Source organism: Arthrobacter sp. 05L421 (assembly GCF_056397785.1).
Genome location: NZ_JBFTOC010000015.1, coordinates 34,459 through 52,046, shown reverse-complemented (window position 1 = coordinate 52,046; position 17,588 = coordinate 34,459). Strand labels below are relative to the sequence as shown.

Here is a 17,588-nt window from a genome sequence, read left to right as displayed (position 1 = left end):
GCTTAAATGACAGTTTGTGACGTCCGGCCATGAGACGGTCTTGACTGATGGACGTTTTGACGTGCGGCACACCTGCGCAGGATACGAAAAAGGGAACCACCGCCTGACGGTAATTCCCTTTCTGGTGGAGCTGAGGGGACTCGAACCCCTGACCCCCTGCATGCCATGCAGGTGCGCTACCAGCTGCGCCACAGCCCCGAATTTCCTGAGGACGAATCAACGTCCCGCAAGCAACCTGATTAGCTTAAACCACAAATCGCGTTCACGCTAATCGGCTCGCCGGCCGGTGAAACTGGACGAGTGAGCTGCCCCGGGTGCGGTCCCCATCCTGGATCCGGGCAGAAAAAAATCCGCCGGAATCTTTCGATTCCGGCGGATTACCCGGTGGAGCTGAGGGGACTCGAACCCCTGACCCCCTGCATGCCATGCAGGTGCGCTACCAGCTGCGCCACAGCCCCGAATTTTCGCTGCTCCGAGCACGTCTACTGACCTGCAAAGCTCCGGTTCTTTGTCCGGATCTCTCCGAAGCAACTCAAATATCTTAGACCAGCCCTTCGGAAAATTCCAAATCGGGCATATTCGCCTCTGTTTAGCGCCGCCGGCGCGTGGCCGGTGCGCGGATTGTTACTCCGTGTCGGTACCGGCGGAGGCCTTGGCGGAGGCGTCGTCGCCCAGCTGCAGATCGACGACGGGGCAGTCCTTCCACAGGCGTTCGAGGGCGTAGAAGATGCGGTCTTCCTCGTGCTGGACGTGGATGACGACGTTGGAGTAGTCCAGCAGGACCCAGCGACCGCCGGAGCGGCCCTCGCGGCGGACGGGCTTCTGGTCGAACTTGGCGAGCTCGTCCTCGATGCCGTCCACGATCGCATTGACCTGGCGTTCGCTCGGGGCCGAGGCGATCAGGAAGACGTCAGCCAGGGCCAGCCGTTCGCTGACATCCAGGGCCACGATGTCCTCGGCAAGCTTCTCCGAGGCAGCGCGGGCTGCGTGGCGGGCGGTAGTGATGGATGAATCGGTTGCAGTCACGGGACTCCTTGTAGTGATGAAAATCTATGGTGATGAAAATTCTTGGAACGAAAACTGCGGGGCGAACGCTGCGGTGAAAATAGGGCCGAATCGCCGCGGTGCCGTTTCTTAATGACGTGGACGGCCGCCGGCCTAGCGGGCCAGCCCGGTGACGATCAGCGTGATGCCGGCGATGAGGGCAACGATCCCCAAGGCCAGGACGCCGAACTGCAGCATGCGCAGGCGCCGCGCCCGGCCCAGCCCGGCGGTAGCGGCATCCAGGGGTTCCAGTCCGTAGGCCGAATTCGCGGCCACGGGCTCCCCGCCCACCAAGCGCTCGTCGTTCTCCCCGGCGGTATTCGCCGCGGCGCTTGCCGGCCGTGCCGGTCCGGCCTTGGCGGCAGCTTCTGCCCGGGCCAGGACGCCTGCCCTGCCAGCGGCAGAACCCGTAGCCGGAGCTGCGGGCCGCTGGCGGGACAAGCTTGGCCGCCGCAGGCCGGGTTTCCGTGGTGTATCCAGCCGGGGACCCGGGTTGGTGACCACCGGAACGTACGACGTGGCAGGGCGCTTCATGACGGGCCGCTCCACGCCGGGAACCTTCTCAAATTCCAAGGGGGTGACCATGGCCAGGTTGTTGGCCGTGGTCGGATCGTTGCGGGGAGCTGCCGGCTGGCTGTTTTGCTCTGCGAGCTTCTGCTTGGCGGCGGCGCGGCGGTTCAGCACCGCGGCGCGCTCCGCCAAGGCGATCTGCTCGGCCAGGACGGCAGGGTCGACGGCGTCGGGATCCGTGGCCGCGATGTGCTCCATCTTGGCCACTTGGTTCTTGGCCTGCTCCGCGAGGAGTTCCCGGGCGGCCAGCGCCTGCTCCACGGTCAGGCCCTCTGACGTCTTCCCGCCGGGTCCTGCGCCGCCGGCCGCCGGAACCTTGGGCGCCGGGGCGGCTGACGGGGCGGCATCCTTCGGGGCGGCATCCTTCGGGGCGGCGTCCTTCTGACCAGCGTCCTTCTGAGCCGCGTTCTTCTGAGCAGCGTTCTTCTGAGCCGGGGAAACCACCGGAGTGGCGCGGGTCCGCGGCGACACCGGCACGATCGTGTTGGCCTGGGTGGCGGGGGCGGTCTCGGTGGCCAGTTCCAGGAGCCGGAGCTGGCGCCGTGTGGGTGGCCCTCCCTGCGCCAGCTGGCCTTCCTTCTCGGCGAGTTCCTTGATGGTGCGCAGCGCGGCACGGTCCCGTGCCCGGACCTGGGATGACCGCTCGGCAGCGCCAGGCACAGAGTCCACCGGAGCGTCAGCGACGCGACGCCGGCCGGTGATTTCGGCCTCGGTCGGCTCGCCGGGTCCCGGAGTGTCCAGACGTTCATCTCTGGCCTGCCGCAGTTCGCGGCGGCTGCGGATGGGAGGCTGTTCCTGACTCATGGCAAACTCATTCAGTGCTGGCTGGTTGGGTTATCTCGAAGGTGGGATCGTGCTGTGCGGGGTCAACCCCTGTGCTGCCGTTTCCGGTATTGGTGGCCTCGGCGTGTTCGGCATCGGCGCGAAGCGGGTCGGTGCTGCTGTGGTACAGGCCGTACTTGGCGATGTACTGGACCACCCCGTCCGGAACGAGATACCAGACAGGGTTGCCTTCGGCCACCCTCGTGCGGCAGTCCGTGGAGGAGATGGCCATGGCCGGGACCTCCAGGAGGCTGACGTCTTTGCGGCCCATGCCGTCCAGGACGTGGCCTGGCCGGGTCACGCCCACGAAGTGTGCCAGGGACCAGAGTTCGTCGATGTCTTTCCAGGACAAAATCTGGGCCAGGGCGTCCGCGCCGGTGATGAAGAACAGATCGGCTTCCGGCCGCAGGGTGTGCAGGTCACGCAGGGTGTCGATCGTGTAGGTCGGCCCCGGACGGTCAACGTCAACCCGGCTCACAGTGAAGCGCGGGTTCGAGGCCGTGGCGATGACCGTCATGAGATACCGGTGCTCGGCTTCGCTGACCTTCTTGGCATTCTTCTGCCAGGGCTGGCCGGTGGGCACAAACACGACCTCGTCGAGGTCGAACTTGGCCGCGACCTCACTGGCCGCGACAAGGTGGCCGTGGTGGATGGGATCGAACGTGCCGCCCATCACACCCAGACGCAGGCGGCGCTGGGCGCCGCGCTGCCTCATGGTGGCGGAAATATTAGTGACCTTGGCCGTGATCGTGCTTGTTCGGGTGCTGGCGGTGCGGATCCGCGTGCTCCTCGACGGCCACGTGGCGCCTGCCCAGGTTGGAGTAGGACAGCGTGATCAGCAGCAGGGTTACCAGAATCAGGAACATGGAACCGCCAATGACAAACGGCGGTGCGATGAGCGGTGCGAGTTCCTCGTGGCCCGATTCGCCGACGGCGGCGACGAAAGTGGCGATCTGCTGCGACAGCATGTTCTCCCCTAGTGAGTTTAAAATTTGACGACGGCGGAGGTGCCCGCCGTTCCGGTCTTCCGTTCCATGTTACAGCGTTGCTAGCCCCGGATCTGGCCCTCGCCCTGCACGATCCACTTCGTGGTGGTCAGCTCCGTCAGTCCCATGGGGCCTCGGGCATGCAGTTTTTGGGTGGAAATCCCCACCTCGGCGCCGAGGCCGAGCTCGCCGCCGTCGGTAAAGCGGGTGGAGGCGTTCACGATCACGGCGGCCGAATCGACCTCGGCGATGAAGCGCTCGGCGTTGGCGAGGTCGTTGGTCAGGATCGCCTCGGTGTGGCCCGTGGTCCACTTCCGGATGTGGTTGACGGCCTCGTCCAGGCTGTCCACCATGGCCACCGCCAAGTCCAGGTCCATGTATTCAGTGGCCCAGTCTTCCTCCGTGGCCGGAACGGTGGGGATCGACGCGGGCAGCGCGGCGCGGATCCGCTGGTCCACATGGAGGGTGACCCCCGCTGCCCGCAGTGCCGCGGCGACGGCGGGAAGGACTGTGGACTTGGAGTGCACCAGGAGCGTTTCGACGGTGTTGCAGACGCTGGGGCGCTGGGTCTTGGCGTTCAAGAGGATGTCTACGGCCATTTCCTCGCCGGCGGAAGCGTCCAGGTAGATGTGGACGTTTCCCTCACCGGTCTCTATGACCGGTACGGAGGAGTTCGTCACTACGGCCTGGATCAGCTCGCGCCCGCCGCGGGGAATGAGCACGTCCACGCGGCCGCGCGCCCGCATGAGGGCGTTGGCGCCGTCGCGGCCGTACTGGTCCACGGTCTGGACGGCGTCGGCGGGCAGGCCCACCGATTCCAACGCATCCCTCAGGATGGTGATCAGGGCGGCGTTGGTGGCAGCGGCGGCTGATCCGCCGCGCAGGATGACGGCGTTGCCGCTCTTGAGGGCCAGGCCGGCGATGTCGACCGTGACGTTCGGGCGGGCCTCGTAGATCGCGGCCACCACCCCCATGGGCACGTTGATTTGGCGCAGGCGCAGCCCGTTGGGGAGGGTCTGGCCACGCACCACGTTTCCTACGGGATCGGGCAAGGTGGCGAGGTTTTCCAGGGCGGCGGCCAGGGCCGTGATGCGTGACTCGGTCAGCGTCAGGCGGTCCAGCAGGGCAACGCTGGTGCCACCGGACCGGCCGGCCGCGACGTCCTTGACGTTGGCGGCCAGGATCTGGTGCTTGTGTTCCACCAGCGCCTTGCCGATGGCGCGCAGGCCCCGGTCCTTCCAGGCCCGGTTGGCGTGCGCCATCTTGCGGGCGGCGTGGCGTGAGCGGTCGGCGATCGCGTGGACGGCGGCTTCGATGTCCGCTGCCGTGGCCGGCGTTCCAGCCGGATCCGGCTCCCCGGCGTAACCCTGTGCGGGAACGGGAGTGCCAGAGGTGGCGGGCTCAGCCGGGGCGGCGTTGGCGGGCACGGCAGCGGAAGTCAGGGCCTCAGTCATGCTCCCAGTTTAGGCGTCCAGTGGACCTAGACCAGCACCAAGTCGTCAACATGAACAACTTCGCGGTCATATCCGCGGCCCAGCGCCTCGCCCAGTTCCCGCGTGGAGCGGCCCAGCATTTGGGGCAGCTCAGCGGCGGAATAGTTGACCAGCCCGCGGGCGATCAATGTGTTGTCGACAGACACCATCTCCACGGCGTCGCCGGCCTCGAAGTGGCCCTTCACCGCGGCGATCCCGGCCGGCAACAGCGAGGTGCGGCGGTCGCGGACGGCCTTGACCGCACCGTCGTCGAGCACCAGAGTGCCCTGCACCGACGCGAGGTGGGCCAGCCACAGAAGCCGGATCGGCTTGCGCGCACCATTGACGGAGAACCAGGTGCCCACGTCCTCGCCGGCCAGTGCGGCAGCCGCATTGGGCGTGGAGGTGACCAAGGCATGGATGCCGGAACCGGCGGCCATGCTGGCGGCTTCGACCTTGGTGGCCATGCCGCCCGTGCCCACGCCGGCCTTGCCGGTACTGCCAATCGACACGCCATCGAGGTCGTGGGGGCCGGAGACGTGCGCAATCCGTTTGGCGCCGTGCGAAGGCGGGCCGTCGTACAGGGAGTCGACGTCGGAGAGCAGCAGGAGTGCGTCGGCGCGGACCAGGTGGGCCACCAGGGCCGCGAGCCGGTCGTTGTCGCCAAAGCGGATTTCGTGGGTGGCCACGGTGTCGTTTTCGTTGACCACGGGGACGACGCCGAGGTTCATTAGCCGGTTCAGCGCGCGGAACGCGTTGGTGTGCTGGCTGCGGCGCACGAGGTCTTCCGCGGTCAGCAGCACCTGGCTGACGGTGACCCCGTGTGCCCCGAAGGCATGGGTGTACCGGGCCATCAGCAGGCCCTGGCCCACACTGGCTGCGGCCTGCTGCGTGGCGAGGTCCCGGGGACGCTTCTCAAGTCCCAGTGGGGCGAGCCCGGCGGCGATGGCGCCGGAGGACACCAGAATGATCTCCGTGCCGGCGTTGCGCTTGTGCGCCAGGGCGTCGGCGAGGGCGGTCAGGGCCTCTTCGGAGATCCCGCCCTTGATGGACGTCAGCGAGGACGAGCCCACCTTGACGACAATCCGGCGCGCCCCGGACAGCGCGGTGCGGTCCGGGGCGTTGAGGGTCTGGGCCTTGAGGGGCTGCGACCGGTGCTCGATGACGGTCTTACTCGTCATCTGTTGCGCCCAGTCCACTCTCCTTGAGCGGCCGCGCCCGGCGTCCGCTGACGGACTCGGTCCAGATGCCGGCCTTGCGTTCTGCTTCGAGTTCAGCGCGGGCGGCGGCCTTGGCGTCGCGGCGTTCCTGCTGTTCGTCGCGCTTCTGGCCACGCGTCGGGCGGTCGCCGATGTCGGCGAAGCGCACGTCGGTGCCGCGCGGCGAGGCGAGCAGCTCGGCGCCGGCCATCATGGTCGGCTCCCAGTCGAAGACGACGCCGTCGTCCTCGCCGATGACCACCGTGTCGCCCGGCACGGCACCCTGCTTGAACAGTTCGTTTTCCACGCCGAGCTTGGCCAGGCGGTCTGCGAGGTAGCCGATGGCTTCCTCGTTGGTGAAGTCGGTCTGCTTGACCCAGCGCACGGGCTTGTCGCCAAGGACGCGGAAGAGCGGCTCGAGGTTCTTCTCTTCGCGGCGGATTGTGAAGCCGCTCTCGTTGACGGCGCGGGGGCGCAGCACGGGGGCCGCCACCTTCGGCGGGGCCGCGGCGACGGCGTCACGGGCGGCCTGGACGATTTCGGCCATGGCGAAGCCGAGCTGGCGGAGGCCTTCGTGGCTTGTCGCGGAGATTTCGAAGACCTTGTAGCCGCGGGATTCCAGTTCGGGGCGGACGAACTCGGCCATGTCCTTGCCGTCGGGCAGGTCCACCTTGTTCAGGGCCACCAGGCGGGGGCGGTGGTTCAGCGGAACCACTTCGCCGTCGGATCCGCTGTAGCTCAAGTCCACGGCGTACTTCTCCAGCTCGGCCTCGATGATGGCGAGGTCGGAGAGCGGATCGCGGTCGGATTCGAGCGTGCCGCAGTCCAGGACGTGGACCAGGGCGGCGCAGCGTTCGACGTGGCGCAGGAAGTGGTGGCCGAGGCCCTTGCCTTCGCTGGCGCCTTCGATCAGGCCGGGAACGTCGGCGATGGTGAAGCGGACTTCACCGGCCTGGACGACGCCCAGGTTCGGGATGAGGGTGGTGAAGGGGTAGTCGGCGATCTTGGGCCGGGCGGCCGACATGGCGGCGATCAGGCTGGATTTGCCGGCGGAGGGGAAGCCGACCAGGGCGATGTCCGCGATGGACTTCAGTTCCAGGACGACGTCGCTGGATTCGCCCTCGATGCCGAGCAGCGCGAAGCCGGGGGCCCGGCGCTTCTGGGAGGACAGGGACGCGTTGCCGAGGCCTCCGATGCCGCCGGCGGCGGCGATGTATTCGTCGCCTTCGGCCACGAGGTCGGCGATGACTTCGCCGGACTTGGACTTCACCACGGTGCCCACGGGCACCGGAAGGATCAAGGTTTCGCCGTTCTTGCCGCCGCGCCAGTCGCCCATGCCGGGGCCGCCGTTGGTGGCGTGCCGGTGGGGCGCGTGGTGGTAGTCGAGCAAGGTGGTGGTCTGGGGGTCGACGCGCAGGATGACGTCGCCGCCGTTGCCGCCGTTGCCGCCGTCGGGACCGCCGAGGGGCTTGAACTTCTCGCGGTGAACGGAGACACAGCCGTGGCCGCCGGTACCGCCGGATACGTGCAGTACTACCCGGTCTACAAAGCTCGCCACGTGGATCTCCTCAGTGCTGTTCCCCGGACCCACAAAGGGGCCCAAGATGATTGTAATGCGGTTAAAACACCGGTGGAGCGGACCTAATGGCCCGCCCCACCGATTTAGAACTTATTGCTACTCTGCAGCTGCAGCAGCCACGATGTTCACAACGCGGCGACCACGGCGGGTGCCGAACTCGACAGCACCGGGGGCCAGTGCGAACAGGGTGTCATCGCCGCCGCGGCCGACGCCGGCGCCCGGGTGGAAGTGGGTGCCACGCTGGCGGACGATGATCTCGCCTGCGGAAACTACCTGGCCACCGAAGCGCTTGACGCCAAGGTACTGGGCGTTGGAGTCACGACCGTTGCGAGTGGAACTCGCGCCTTTTTTATGTGCCATTTGGAATGCCTGCCTTCAAAAATTCTGGGGAATCTGCTGGAACCTGAACGGTAACGAAGAGTTACTTGATACCGGTGATCTTGACCTTGGTCAATTCCTGACGGTGACCCTGGCGCTTCTTGTAACCGGTCTTGTTCTTGAACTTCTGGATGACGATCTTCGGACCACGAAGGTCTTCGAGGATCTCAGCCGTAACCGTTACCTTGGCCAGGTCCGCAGCGGCAGACGTGACTTTGTCACCGTCCACCAGGAGCAGTGCGGGCAACTCAAAGGTGCTGCCGGCTCCACCGGGGACGCGGTTCAGGGTAACGAAGTCTCCAACGGAAACCTTCTCTTGGCGGCCGCCTGCGCGGACAATCGCGTACACCACTGGGGAACTCACTTCTCTCGACGTTTATTACTAGATTTGCGTGCGGAACCTGGAACCAAATTTTATGGACCGGTTCACGCTGTGCCTCAACGCCGGTGGGTTCCCCGGGGGAACCCATGAGCTACCCCCGGAACAAATCCACTTGGAATTCCAAGCAGGCTGTTCACAGGGTCGTAACCCAAGTGTTGGCGTAAGCACCGAAGATCTAGAATACGCTAATTTTGCCTTCGGCCGCAAATGAGGCTGGTTCCGGCGGATAGTCCGTGATAGGCGCCACAACGTCTTGAAGCAAAGATCATGTCAATGTTCTTGACCTTGATCTCGACCGTCTAGATGCTGTGATTCCGCAACGACTTCCGGAACCGTGCCCCACTATCGTACCGGCTGTGCGCGGCAGGTTGTGTCAGGCGTACAGCCGCGGCGCGTCGAAGAAGGCCACTTCGTACCCCGATGACTGGCGGAAAGCCAGTGCCATGGCCTCCCGCTCGCTCCCGGATGCCCGTCTTGCCGCAGTGTCCGTGTACGCGATGGCCTGCCGGGTGGCGGCGGCGAAGTCCTCATCGGCGTACGTCCGCAGCCAGTCGGCGTACGGGTGTGCCACGGAGGCGCCGCCGGCCAGGAACTCTCGGTGCAGGGTGGAACCGACCTCGGCGTAGAGCCAGAAGCACGGCAGGGCTGCCGCCACGAGGACCCCGTAGCTGCCGGACACCGAGGCGGCCAGCAGGTGGTCCACGTAGGACTTCGTCACTGGGCCCAGGGTGGGCGCCGTGGGGCGGGTGCTAAGCCAGGACCGGTGCAGCTCGGACTCGACCTCCAGGCAGGTCTGCGCCGAACGGGCCCAGAACAGCTGTTCGGCCTCGGTGGGGGCGATCGCGGCAGCTCGGGCCAGGACCCGGGAGTAGCCGTTGAGGTAGATGGCGTCCTGGGCGAGGTAGTAGGCGAACTCGTGCTCGGGCAGGGTTCCGTCGGCCAGTCCGCGGATGAAGTCCAGGGCGTAGATGGCGTCAAGATCGCCAGAAGCCCCTTCGCGCAGGGCTGCGGCGAACTCGCCTTCGGCCGGACCGTGTACGTGGCTTGCCTGGCTGACCTGGCCGTGCTGGCCGTTCGCGAGGTGCTGCACGTGGTGGAAGTGGTGGACCGGGCCGTTCCCGGAACCGACGTCCAGGACCGCGGCTTCACGGAGCGCACCCAGCAGCCACGGCTTCACCTCCCGCAACGCCGCTTCCCAGTCCCCCACCCGGGCCTGCACGGTGGCCATGGCCGAGGACAGGGAGCAGCCGGTGCCGTGGCTGTTGCGCGTGGCGATCCGCTCCCCCGGCACCACCACCGTTTCGGTGCCGAGCAGGCCACCGGTGTTGACCAGCGCATCCGGGCAGCCGCCGTCGGCGCCGTTCCCGCCCTGCGCGACGTCGCCGTCATCGCAGTCAGGGCCGGGCCCGTTCCCGGGTTGTCCGCCCTGGAGATGACCGCCCTTGACCAGCACAGTGGTGCCGGTCAGGGCGGCCAGCCGCTTGCCCTGGGCCAGGGCCTCGGCCCAGTCGGCCGCGGCGGGCTCTTTGAGCAGGATAGCGAGTTCGGCCAGGTTCGGCGTGATGAGGTCCGCCAGCGGCAGGAGGGCCTGCAGGGCGGCCTCGGCCGACTCCTGGAGCAGCCGGTCGCCGCTGGTGGCGACCATTACCGGGTCCAGGACGACGACGGCGGGCCGCACCTTCTCCAGCCAGACGCGGACGGCGTGGATCACTGCGGCGTCGCCGAGCATGCCGATCTTGACGGCATCGATGCCGATGTCGTCGCTGATGGCGTCCAGCTGGGCGGTGAGGAACGCGGCCGGGGGCACGTGGACGGCGCGCACGCCCTGGGTATTTTGTGCTGTCAGGGCCGTGATGGCGGCCATGCCGTAGCCGCCGTTGGCTGCGATGCTCTTCAGGTCGGCCTGGATCCCGGCCCCGCCGGACGGGTCGGAGCCGGCGATGGCGAGCACGCGGGGAATGCGCAGCGGCGCGGACGGGGACGGCGGTGAGGACTGGGGGAGCAGAAACTCGCTGGGCGGAAACTCGGACGGATTCGATCTCGCGGACAAGTCAGACATCCCTTCGCCGGTGCTAACCGGACAGGTTCAACGGGTCTGGATCTCAGCCGGCCCGATGCGCGGCACCCCGTGTCAGTGTCCCAGCCTAGCCGTTGCCGCCGGGCTGGCCCGTTAACGCAGCAGCGGGCCCGGGCCGGAGCGGACGTATGTTACGCCCGCTCGGGCCCGGGCCCGCAGCCCGACCGGTCGAAGTGACCGGCCGGGGAAGCGATGAGTCGCGGAGGACTAGAGCTCCGACGCCGGTACGCCGACGCCGAGGATGATCGGCTCGTTACCGGCCGGGACGGAGGCCGGCCTGGCCGCTGCGGGTGCCTTGGCCTCGTGAACAGATCCTGCCGCTGCAGGCCGTGTGGCCTCGCGGTGCTCCACGGAGGTCTCGTTCGCAGCGCCCTGGGCGCGGCTGGCGCTCCGGTTGCGGCGCCCGCGACGGCCACGGGTGGTGGTGTCCGCTGCCCGTGAAGCCGGAGCCTCCGCAGCGCGCACGGTTGCGGGCGCCTCGGGTGCTTCGGTGGCCGGGGCCTGCAACTCGTCCTGCCTAGCGGCCTGCTTGCCGGCCTCGGCGTCGCCCAGGTTGGCGAAGGCCTCGGTCAGCAGGTCCAGGGTCAGGGCCGGTTCCGGCGCGTCCTCGGCGTGCTCGACGAAGGGCAGGGCCACCTGTTCGCCGCCGAACGTCAGCACGGTCGCGGGGCGTCCGGCTGCCTCTTCCGCGGCAGCAAGCTGTGTGACGGCGTCGACGGCGGCCTGGCGGGCCCCGGCGTCGCTGGCAGCGGCTGCCTCACCGTCGTGCAGATGCGCGGCGTGCGCAGCGGCGGCGATGTTCGCCAGAGCGGCACGGGTGGCTTCAGCCTTGGCGTGGCGTTCGGCCTCGGTGGGCTCGGCGTGGACGGCGGCGGGCGTGGCCGGAGCGGTCTCCGGGCCCTGGGCTCCCCTGCCGCGGCGACGGCTCTTGCGCTCCGTACGGGCAACCGGCTGAGCCTCGGTGCGCGGCACGTAGTGCTCCGCGGCAACCGTGTTGGCGCGGCGGTGTTCCACGGGCTCGTCGTGCGTGACGATGCCGCGGCCCGCGCAGGTTTCGCACTGTTCGCCAAAGACCTCCAGCAGCCCGGTGCCCATCCGCTTGCGGGTCATCTGCACGAGGCCCAGCGAGGTCACCTCGGCCACCTGGTGCTTGGTCCGGTCCCGGCCCAGGCACTCCACCATGCGGCGCAGCACGAGGTCGCGGTTGGATTCGAGCACCATGTCGATGAAGTCGATCACGATGATGCCGCCAATGTCGCGCAGGCGCAGCTGCCGGACCACTTCCTCGGCGGCTTCCAGGTTGTTCTTGGTGACGGTTTCCTCGAGGTTGCCGCCGGAGCCGGTGAACTTGCCGGTGTTGACGTCCACCACGGTCATGGCTTCGGTGCGGTCGATCACGAGGGAGCCGCCGGAGGGCAGGAAGACCTTCCGGTCCAGGGCCTTGTGGATCTGCTCGTCGATGCGCCAGGCAGCGAAGATGTCCGTATCCTTGGTCCACTTCTCGAGCCGGCCCACGAGGTCCGGTGCCACGTAGGTGACGTAGGCCTCGATGGTGTCCCAGGCTTCCTCGCCGGAGACGATCAGCTTGGAGAAGTCCTCGTTGAAGACGTCGCGGACCACCTTGATGGTCAGGTCAGGTTCGCCGTAGAGCAGCTCGGGAGCGAGGATCTTGGTGGACGTCGACTGGCTCTCGATGCCCTCCCACTGTGCGCGGAGGCGGTTGATGTCGTGCGTCAGCTCTTCCTCGGAGGCACCCTCGGCCGCGGTGCGGACAATGACGCCCGCGTCCTCGGGCAGGCGGTCCTTGAGGATGCGCTTGAGGCGGTTGCGTTCGACGTCGGGCAGCTTGCGGGAGATGCCGGTCATGGAACCGCCGGGCACGTACACGAGGTAGCGGCCGGGCAGCGAGATCTGGCTGGTGAGGCGGGCGCCCTTGTGGCCGACCGGGTCCTTGGTGACCTGGACCAGCACGGAATCGCCGGACTTCAGCGCGTTCTCGATCCGGCGCTGCTTGCCCTCGAGGTTGACGGACTCCCAGTTCACTTCGCCGGCGTAGAGCACGGCGTTGCGGCCGCGGCCGATGTCCACGAATGCGGCTTCCATGGAGGGCAGCACGTTCTGGACCTTGCCCAGGTAGACGTTGCCGATCAGGGAATCCTGCTGGGTCTTGGACACGAAGTGCTCGGCCAGGACGCCGTCTTCGAGGACACCGATCTGGATTCTGTCGTCGCGCTGGCGGACGATCATCTGGCGGTCCACGGACTCGCGGCGGGCCAGGAACTCGGCCTCGGTGATGACGGTGCGGCGGCGGCCGGTGTCGCGGGATTCGCGGCGGCGCTGCTTCTTGGCTTCCAGGCGGGTGGAGCCCTTGACGGACGTGACGCGGTTGTTGACCGGCGCCTCGGCCATGGCCCGGGGCGCCCGGACGCGGGTCACCGTGTTGGGCGGGTCGTCGCCTTCCCCGCCGGTCAGTTCCAGGTCCTGGTCACCGCGGCGACGGCGACGGCGGCGGCGCGAGGTCACGCCGTCTTCAAGGGTGCCTTCGGAGCGTTCGTCGCCCTCTTCCTCAGAGCCCTCGGCAATGCCTTCGGTCTCGGTGTCGGAATCGGCGGACGTGCGCGTACGCCCGCGACGGCCGCGGCTGCGGCGCCGACGGCGGTTTCCGGCGTCCTCGTCCTCGTCGCCTTCTTCTTCCGCAGGCTCCGCTGCTGCTGCGGCGGCAACGGGGACCGAACGCACCACGGTGCTGAGGTCGGGGGCCTGGAAGATCACGGAAGTGAGGGCACCGGGTTCCATGAACAGCGAGGCGGCCGGGCTGTCCTCGGGCCGGGCTTCGGGCTCTTCGGGCTGGGCTTCTTCGATCCGGGCCTGGGCGGGCTGGGCGTCCGCGGCGGGCGCGTCCACGGGCTGGGCTGCAGCGGCTTCCTCCGGTTCGGCCTGCTCGGCCGGGACGGCTACTGCGGGTACGTCCTCGGCTTTCGGAGCGGCCTTGGCGCGGCTGGCGCGGCGGCGGACCGGCTTCTCGGCGACCGTCTCTGTGACGGCGGCTTCGTCGGAAGCAGCGGCTGCCTCGGGAGCCTCTGCCGCGGCGGAGGCGTTGGCTTCGGGCTCTCCGGCGAAGGCAGGGAGCGGTTCCGGCGCGGCAACAGCCTTGCGGGCACGGGTGCGCCGAGCGGGCGCCTTTGCCGGCGTTTCGGCGGCGTCGGGCGCCGCAGTTTCGGGTACAGCTGCTTCGGGGGCGGTTTTAACGCCGGCTGCTTTGCGGCGGCCGGCGACGGGCTCGTCCGAGCCGGCTGCGTCCGCCAGGGCCGCGGCTTCAGCCACAGCCTCCGCGGCGGCCGCAGCGTTAACCTTTGCGACGGGCGCCTTCCGGCGCGTCCGGACGGCCCTCTTCGGCGCTACCGGAGCCTCTGCTTCCGCAGTTACTGCTTCCCCGGCGACTAGTTCTTCGTTACCGGCTACAACCTGGTCATTATCCATATGTGGCGACACTCCTGCCCCTGATGCGCCGCCACATTCGGCGCCCGTTGGGGCAAATATGCGTCAACACCCGCAGGCATTGACAGAAGTCAATTGGATACCCTCAGGTTCGCACCGGCAGTGGGGTGCGGCAGCCCTGGAGGGCCGGCGAGATTGTTTTGGAACCCGTTGACCTACATGCCACAACCAGGTGCCGTCCAATGGCATTGCGGGACAGCTGGAATCAGAGGATCCGCAGCTCCCTGCTCATCATTGGCGGTCTTGAAACAAAATCGCCGGACCGGAATCCGGATGTGGATCGGGTTCCAGCCACGATCATTGTCTCACAGGAGCCGCCAAAGCTGGCGTAGGCGGGGCCCCGGAGCGCAACAGGTGCGGCAGGGCGGGCACGGGCAGGGGCTGTTCTGCGGCGCCGCCCAGCCTGCGGCGTTACAATCGGGGCCAGAAGCACACGATCAAAAGGACTCATATTCCATGCCCAGCATCTCCAGCACTGCCGGCGACGCGACCGTACACCAACCGGGTTCCGGCCCGGCTCCCGCGGACCGGTCCCTTCCCACGATGACCCGCGACCGCCCGTTCGCCTGGCTCCTCCTGATCACCGGCGTCATTGGCTGGCTCGCTTCCGGGGCCCTGGTGCTGGAGAAGCTGGAGGTCCTCAAGGACCCCAACCACGTCACGGTCTGCGACGTGAACCCGTGGATCTCCTGCGGCCAGGTCATGCAGACGCCGCAGAGTTCCGTGTTCGGCTTCCCCAACATGTTCATCGGGATCGTCGCCTTCGCGGTGATCATCACCACAGCCATGGGTATCCTGGCGGGCGCGAAATTCGCCCGGTGGTACTGGCTGGGGCTTCAGGCAGGGGTGACGCTGGGCTTCGCGTTCGTGGTCTGGCTCTGGTCCCAGGCCCTGTACGCCATCCACATCCTCTGCCCGTTCTGCATGATCGTCTGGGCCGTGATGATCCCGTTGTTCGTCTGGGTGAGCGTCCGCAACATCTCCCACGGTGTGATCGCGCTGCCCGCCGGTCCCACCAAGATCATCGGCGACTCCGGCTGGATCCTCACGGCACTGCTGTACATCGCCGTCATCGCGACCATCTTCTTCGCCTTCATCCAGGTTTTCATCGGGACCTCCGGCTACTAAGCGCTCCAAAACGCCGCGAGACGACAGAAAAGGCCAATGTTCGCTCGCGTTCATTGGCCTTTTCTGTCGTCTCGGTCTCTCACATGGTGAGGTCCGCGTCAGGGGTTCCCCTAGAACCAGATCTTGATCTCGCGCTCGGCCGATTCCACCGAATCCGAGCCGTGGACCAGGTTCTGCTGCACCTTCAGGCCCCAGTCACGGCCGAAGTCGCCGCGGATGGTGCCGGGCGCCGCCGTCGTGGGGTCCGTGGTGCCGGCGAGGATACGGAAGCCCTCAATCACTCGGTGGCCCTCGAAGATCGCGGCGACCACCGGGCCGCTGAGCATGAACTCAACCAGCGGCTCGTAGAACGGCTTGCCGACGTGCTCCTCGTAGTGCTGCTCCAGCAGCTCGCGGTTGGCATGGACCTTCTTGAGCTCGGCCAGGGTGTAGCCCTTGGCTTCGATCCGGCTCAAGATGGCGCCGGACAGGTTGCGGGCGACGCCGTCGGGCTTGATCAGGACGAGGGTGCGCTCAATGCTCACAGCTGCTCCAATGTGTTGGGGTGGGGTTCGGGTCAAGTCTACGGGGTGCGGGCTAACGCGCCTGGCGCAGGTACAGGCGCAAATTCAGGCTCAGGTTTCGGCGCAGGTTCAGGCGCCGTTTGTGGGTGCGGGTCCCTGGGGGTGGGCCGCATCCCAGTCAGCCTGCTCGCGCTCCCGCTGCGCGGCTTCCTGGTCAATCCGGATGCCGGTGCGGATCCCGTACCACCAGGCCACGGCGAAGAGCGCGCCGACGAGGTACATGGCAGGTTCCACGAGGCCGCCCAGGATCAGGACGAGCTGCAGGACCCAGCCCAGGGCCACTCCCCACGGCTTCGAGAGGACCGCGCAGGTGAACACGTAGACCAGGCACAGGCCGATCCCCACCGCGAAGACCAGGCCCGCAGGATATTCGTTCCGGTGCAGGCCAAAGACGGCCAGTGTCCCGAAGAGCACCACGAAGGCCTCCAGCAACAGGACCGTGGAGGCGAACATGACCTTCGTGGAACGCCGCTTCTTGGGCATGCCCGGGCGCCACTCGCGCTGGGCTTTGGTGAGTTTCGCCATTGCTTACGCGTCCGCCTTTCCGAGCAGGATCCGGGCGTCCGCAACGAGCGTGATGGAACCGGTCACCAGGACCCCGCCGGCGAGCTCGTCATCGGCCTCGGCGCGTTCCACGGCCCATTCAAGGGCGTCGTCGAGCTTTGCGGCGACGTGGATGTTGTCCTCACCGAAGCCGAGGTCAAGGGCGGTCTCGGCCAGGTCCTCGGCCGGGACGGCGCGGGGCGAGTTGGACTCGGTGAAGCAGTATTCGGTGGCCAGTCCGCCCAGGGATTCCTTGAGCTGGCGCAGGATTTCCTCGGCGTCCTTTTCCCGCAGCACCCCCACCACCACTACCAGCTTGGTGAAGTTGAAGGCCTCGTGGATCGCCTCGGCGGAGACCCGGATGCCTTCCGGGTTGTGGGCCGCGTCCACAATGATGGTCGGCGCGGTGCGGACCACCTCGAGCCGCCCTGGGGAGGTGACGGAGGCGAAGGCCTCCTGCAGGATTTCGGCGTCGATCGCCTTTTCCCCGCCGAAGAATGCTTCCAGCGCGGCAATCGCGACGGCGGCGTTCTCGGCCTGGTGCGCGCCGTGCAGCGGCACCAGCAGGTCCTCGTAGCGGCCGGCGATGCCCTGGATGGTGACCATCTGGCCGCCCACCGCGACGGTGCGGGATTCGACGCCGAACTCCACGCCCTCGAAGCGGAACGGCACGCCGACCTCCTTGGCCTTCTCCAGCAGGACCTGGGCCGCGTCGACGGGCTGCGCCGCGCTGATGAGGAAGCCGCCGGGCTTGATGATGCCGGCCTTCTCGTAGGCGATGTCCCCCGTGGTGTCGCCCAGCAGTTCGGTGTGGTCCAGGGAAATCGGGGTGATCACGGCCACCTGGCCATCGCCCACGTTCGTGGCGTCGGTGATGCCGCCCAGGCCCACTTCCATGACCGCGACATTGACCGGCTGGTCGGCGAAGACCGCGAAGCCCAGGATGGTCAGGCACTCGAAGTAGGTTAGCCGGGGCTGGCCCGTTTCTTCGAGTTCGCCGTCCACGATCTGCAGGTAGGGCCGGATTTCGTCCCAGATCCGGACGAAGGTCTCATCCGGCACCGGGGCGCCGTCGATGCTGATCCGTTCGGTGACCTTGGACAGGTGCGGGCTCGTGTACCGGCCGGTGCTCAGGCCGTGGGCGCGCAGTCCGGCCTCGATCATCCGGGCCGTGGACGTCTTGCCGTTGGTGCCCGTGACGTGGATGATCGGGAAGGCCTTGTTCGGCTCCCCCAAGATTTCCATGGCACGGTGCAGCGGCGCGAGCCGGGGCTCCATCTTGTTTTCCGGGGCCCGGCCCAGCAGCTCGGCGTAGACGCTCTCTACGGAGAATTCGTCGGTCATGGC

Annotated in this window: 15 protein-coding genes, 2 tRNA genes and 1 riboswitch; of the genes, 1 reads left to right on the top strand and 16 read right to left on the bottom strand. The window is 67.5% G+C overall.

All coding sequences use genetic code 11. From position 1 onward, the window contains the following. Positions 1 to 122: 122 nt before the first annotated feature. The 13 genes from AC1DKQ_RS16395 to AC1DKQ_RS16335 all read right to left on the bottom strand — a co-directional run bounded on the left by AC1DKQ_RS16395 (position 123) and on the right by AC1DKQ_RS16335 (position 13,989). Positions 123 to 198, bottom strand: a tRNA-Ala gene (locus AC1DKQ_RS16395). Between the two features lie 187 nt (positions 199 to 385). After that, positions 386 to 458: transfer RNA gene (locus tag AC1DKQ_RS16390), tRNA-Ala, on the bottom strand. Positions 459 to 624: 166 nt separating this feature from the next. Further along, positions 625 to 1,026, bottom strand: a complete 402-nt coding sequence (gene rsfS, locus AC1DKQ_RS16385; RefSeq protein ID WP_277525625.1) for a ribosome silencing factor — start codon at positions 1,024 to 1,026, stop codon at positions 625 to 627. 132 nt (positions 1,027 to 1,158) lie between these two features. After that, entirely contained in the window at positions 1,159 to 2,418 is a 1,260-nt protein-coding gene (locus tag AC1DKQ_RS16380; protein WP_476919585.1) for a hypothetical protein, read from the bottom strand. Between the two features lie 7 nt (positions 2,419 to 2,425). Continuing rightward, complete coding sequence (nadD, locus tag AC1DKQ_RS16375; RefSeq protein WP_476885216.1) at positions 2,426 to 3,109, bottom strand: nicotinate-nucleotide adenylyltransferase; 684 nt, start codon at positions 3,107 to 3,109, stop codon at positions 2,426 to 2,428. A gap of 55 nt (positions 3,110 to 3,164) precedes the next feature. Further along, positions 3,165 to 3,404: a hypothetical protein gene (locus tag AC1DKQ_RS16370; protein ID WP_476885141.1), complete on the bottom strand. Its 240-nt coding sequence runs from the start codon at positions 3,402 to 3,404 to the stop codon at positions 3,165 to 3,167. A gap of 80 nt (positions 3,405 to 3,484) precedes the next feature. Further along, complete coding sequence (locus tag AC1DKQ_RS16365; protein WP_476885140.1) at positions 3,485 to 4,876, bottom strand: glutamate-5-semialdehyde dehydrogenase; 1,392 nt, start codon at positions 4,874 to 4,876, stop codon at positions 3,485 to 3,487. A 26-nt stretch (positions 4,877 to 4,902) separates the two neighbouring features. Continuing rightward, complete coding sequence (gene proB, locus AC1DKQ_RS16360; protein WP_476885139.1) at positions 4,903 to 6,075, bottom strand: glutamate 5-kinase; 1,173 nt, start codon at positions 6,073 to 6,075, stop codon at positions 4,903 to 4,905. Next, positions 6,065 to 7,651 (bottom strand): GTPase ObgE, encoded by a 1,587-nt coding sequence (gene obgE, locus AC1DKQ_RS16355; RefSeq protein WP_476885138.1) that lies wholly within the window; start codon positions 7,649 to 7,651, stop codon positions 6,065 to 6,067. Before obgE ends, proB begins: the two co-directional genes overlap by 11 nt. Positions 7,652 to 7,768: 117 nt before the next feature. Further along, positions 7,769 to 8,032 (bottom strand): 50S ribosomal protein L27, encoded by a 264-nt coding sequence (rpmA, locus tag AC1DKQ_RS16350; protein ID WP_069952019.1) that lies wholly within the window; start codon positions 8,030 to 8,032, stop codon positions 7,769 to 7,771. A 61-nt stretch (positions 8,033 to 8,093) separates the two neighbouring features. Beyond that, positions 8,094 to 8,402 carry a 50S ribosomal protein L21 gene (gene rplU / locus AC1DKQ_RS16345; RefSeq protein ID WP_018773353.1) on the bottom strand — a complete coding sequence of 103 codons (309 nt, stop codon included), beginning with the start codon at positions 8,400 to 8,402 and terminating at the stop codon, positions 8,094 to 8,096. A gap of 403 nt (positions 8,403 to 8,805) precedes the next feature. Continuing rightward, positions 8,806 to 10,491 (bottom strand): bifunctional hydroxymethylpyrimidine kinase/phosphomethylpyrimidine kinase, encoded by a 1,686-nt coding sequence (locus AC1DKQ_RS16340; protein WP_476885137.1) that lies wholly within the window; start codon positions 10,489 to 10,491, stop codon positions 8,806 to 8,808. Beyond that, positions 10,474 to 10,571: riboswitch (TPP riboswitch) on the bottom strand. (Overlaps the previous gene by 18 nt.) Positions 10,572 to 10,716: 145 nt before the next feature. Beyond that, positions 10,717 to 13,989: an Rne/Rng family ribonuclease gene (locus AC1DKQ_RS16335; protein WP_476885136.1), complete on the bottom strand. Its 3,273-nt coding sequence runs from the start codon at positions 13,987 to 13,989 to the stop codon at positions 10,717 to 10,719. A 474-nt stretch (positions 13,990 to 14,463) separates the two neighbouring features. On the opposite strand from AC1DKQ_RS16335, the gene AC1DKQ_RS16330 reads away from it, so the two are divergent. Continuing rightward, on the top strand, positions 14,464 to 15,135 hold the full coding sequence (locus AC1DKQ_RS16330) for a vitamin K epoxide reductase family protein (protein ID WP_476885135.1): 672 nt from the start codon (positions 14,464 to 14,466) through the stop codon (positions 15,133 to 15,135). Between the two features lie 110 nt (positions 15,136 to 15,245). Here AC1DKQ_RS16330 and ndk read toward each other — a convergent pair whose 3' ends face one another. The 3 genes from ndk to AC1DKQ_RS16315 form a co-directional block, all read right to left on the bottom strand. Continuing rightward, positions 15,246 to 15,659: a nucleoside-diphosphate kinase gene (gene ndk, locus AC1DKQ_RS16325; RefSeq protein WP_476885134.1), complete on the bottom strand. Its 414-nt coding sequence runs from the start codon at positions 15,657 to 15,659 to the stop codon at positions 15,246 to 15,248. A gap of 108 nt (positions 15,660 to 15,767) precedes the next feature. After that, entirely contained in the window at positions 15,768 to 16,223 is a 456-nt protein-coding gene (locus AC1DKQ_RS16320) for a DUF4233 domain-containing protein (RefSeq protein WP_476885133.1), read from the bottom strand. A 3-nt stretch (positions 16,224 to 16,226) separates the two neighbouring features. Next, positions 16,227 to 17,585, bottom strand: a complete 1,359-nt coding sequence (locus tag AC1DKQ_RS16315; protein ID WP_476919584.1) for a bifunctional folylpolyglutamate synthase/dihydrofolate synthase — start codon at positions 17,583 to 17,585, stop codon at positions 16,227 to 16,229. Between the last annotated feature and the right edge of the window lie 3 nt (positions 17,586 to 17,588).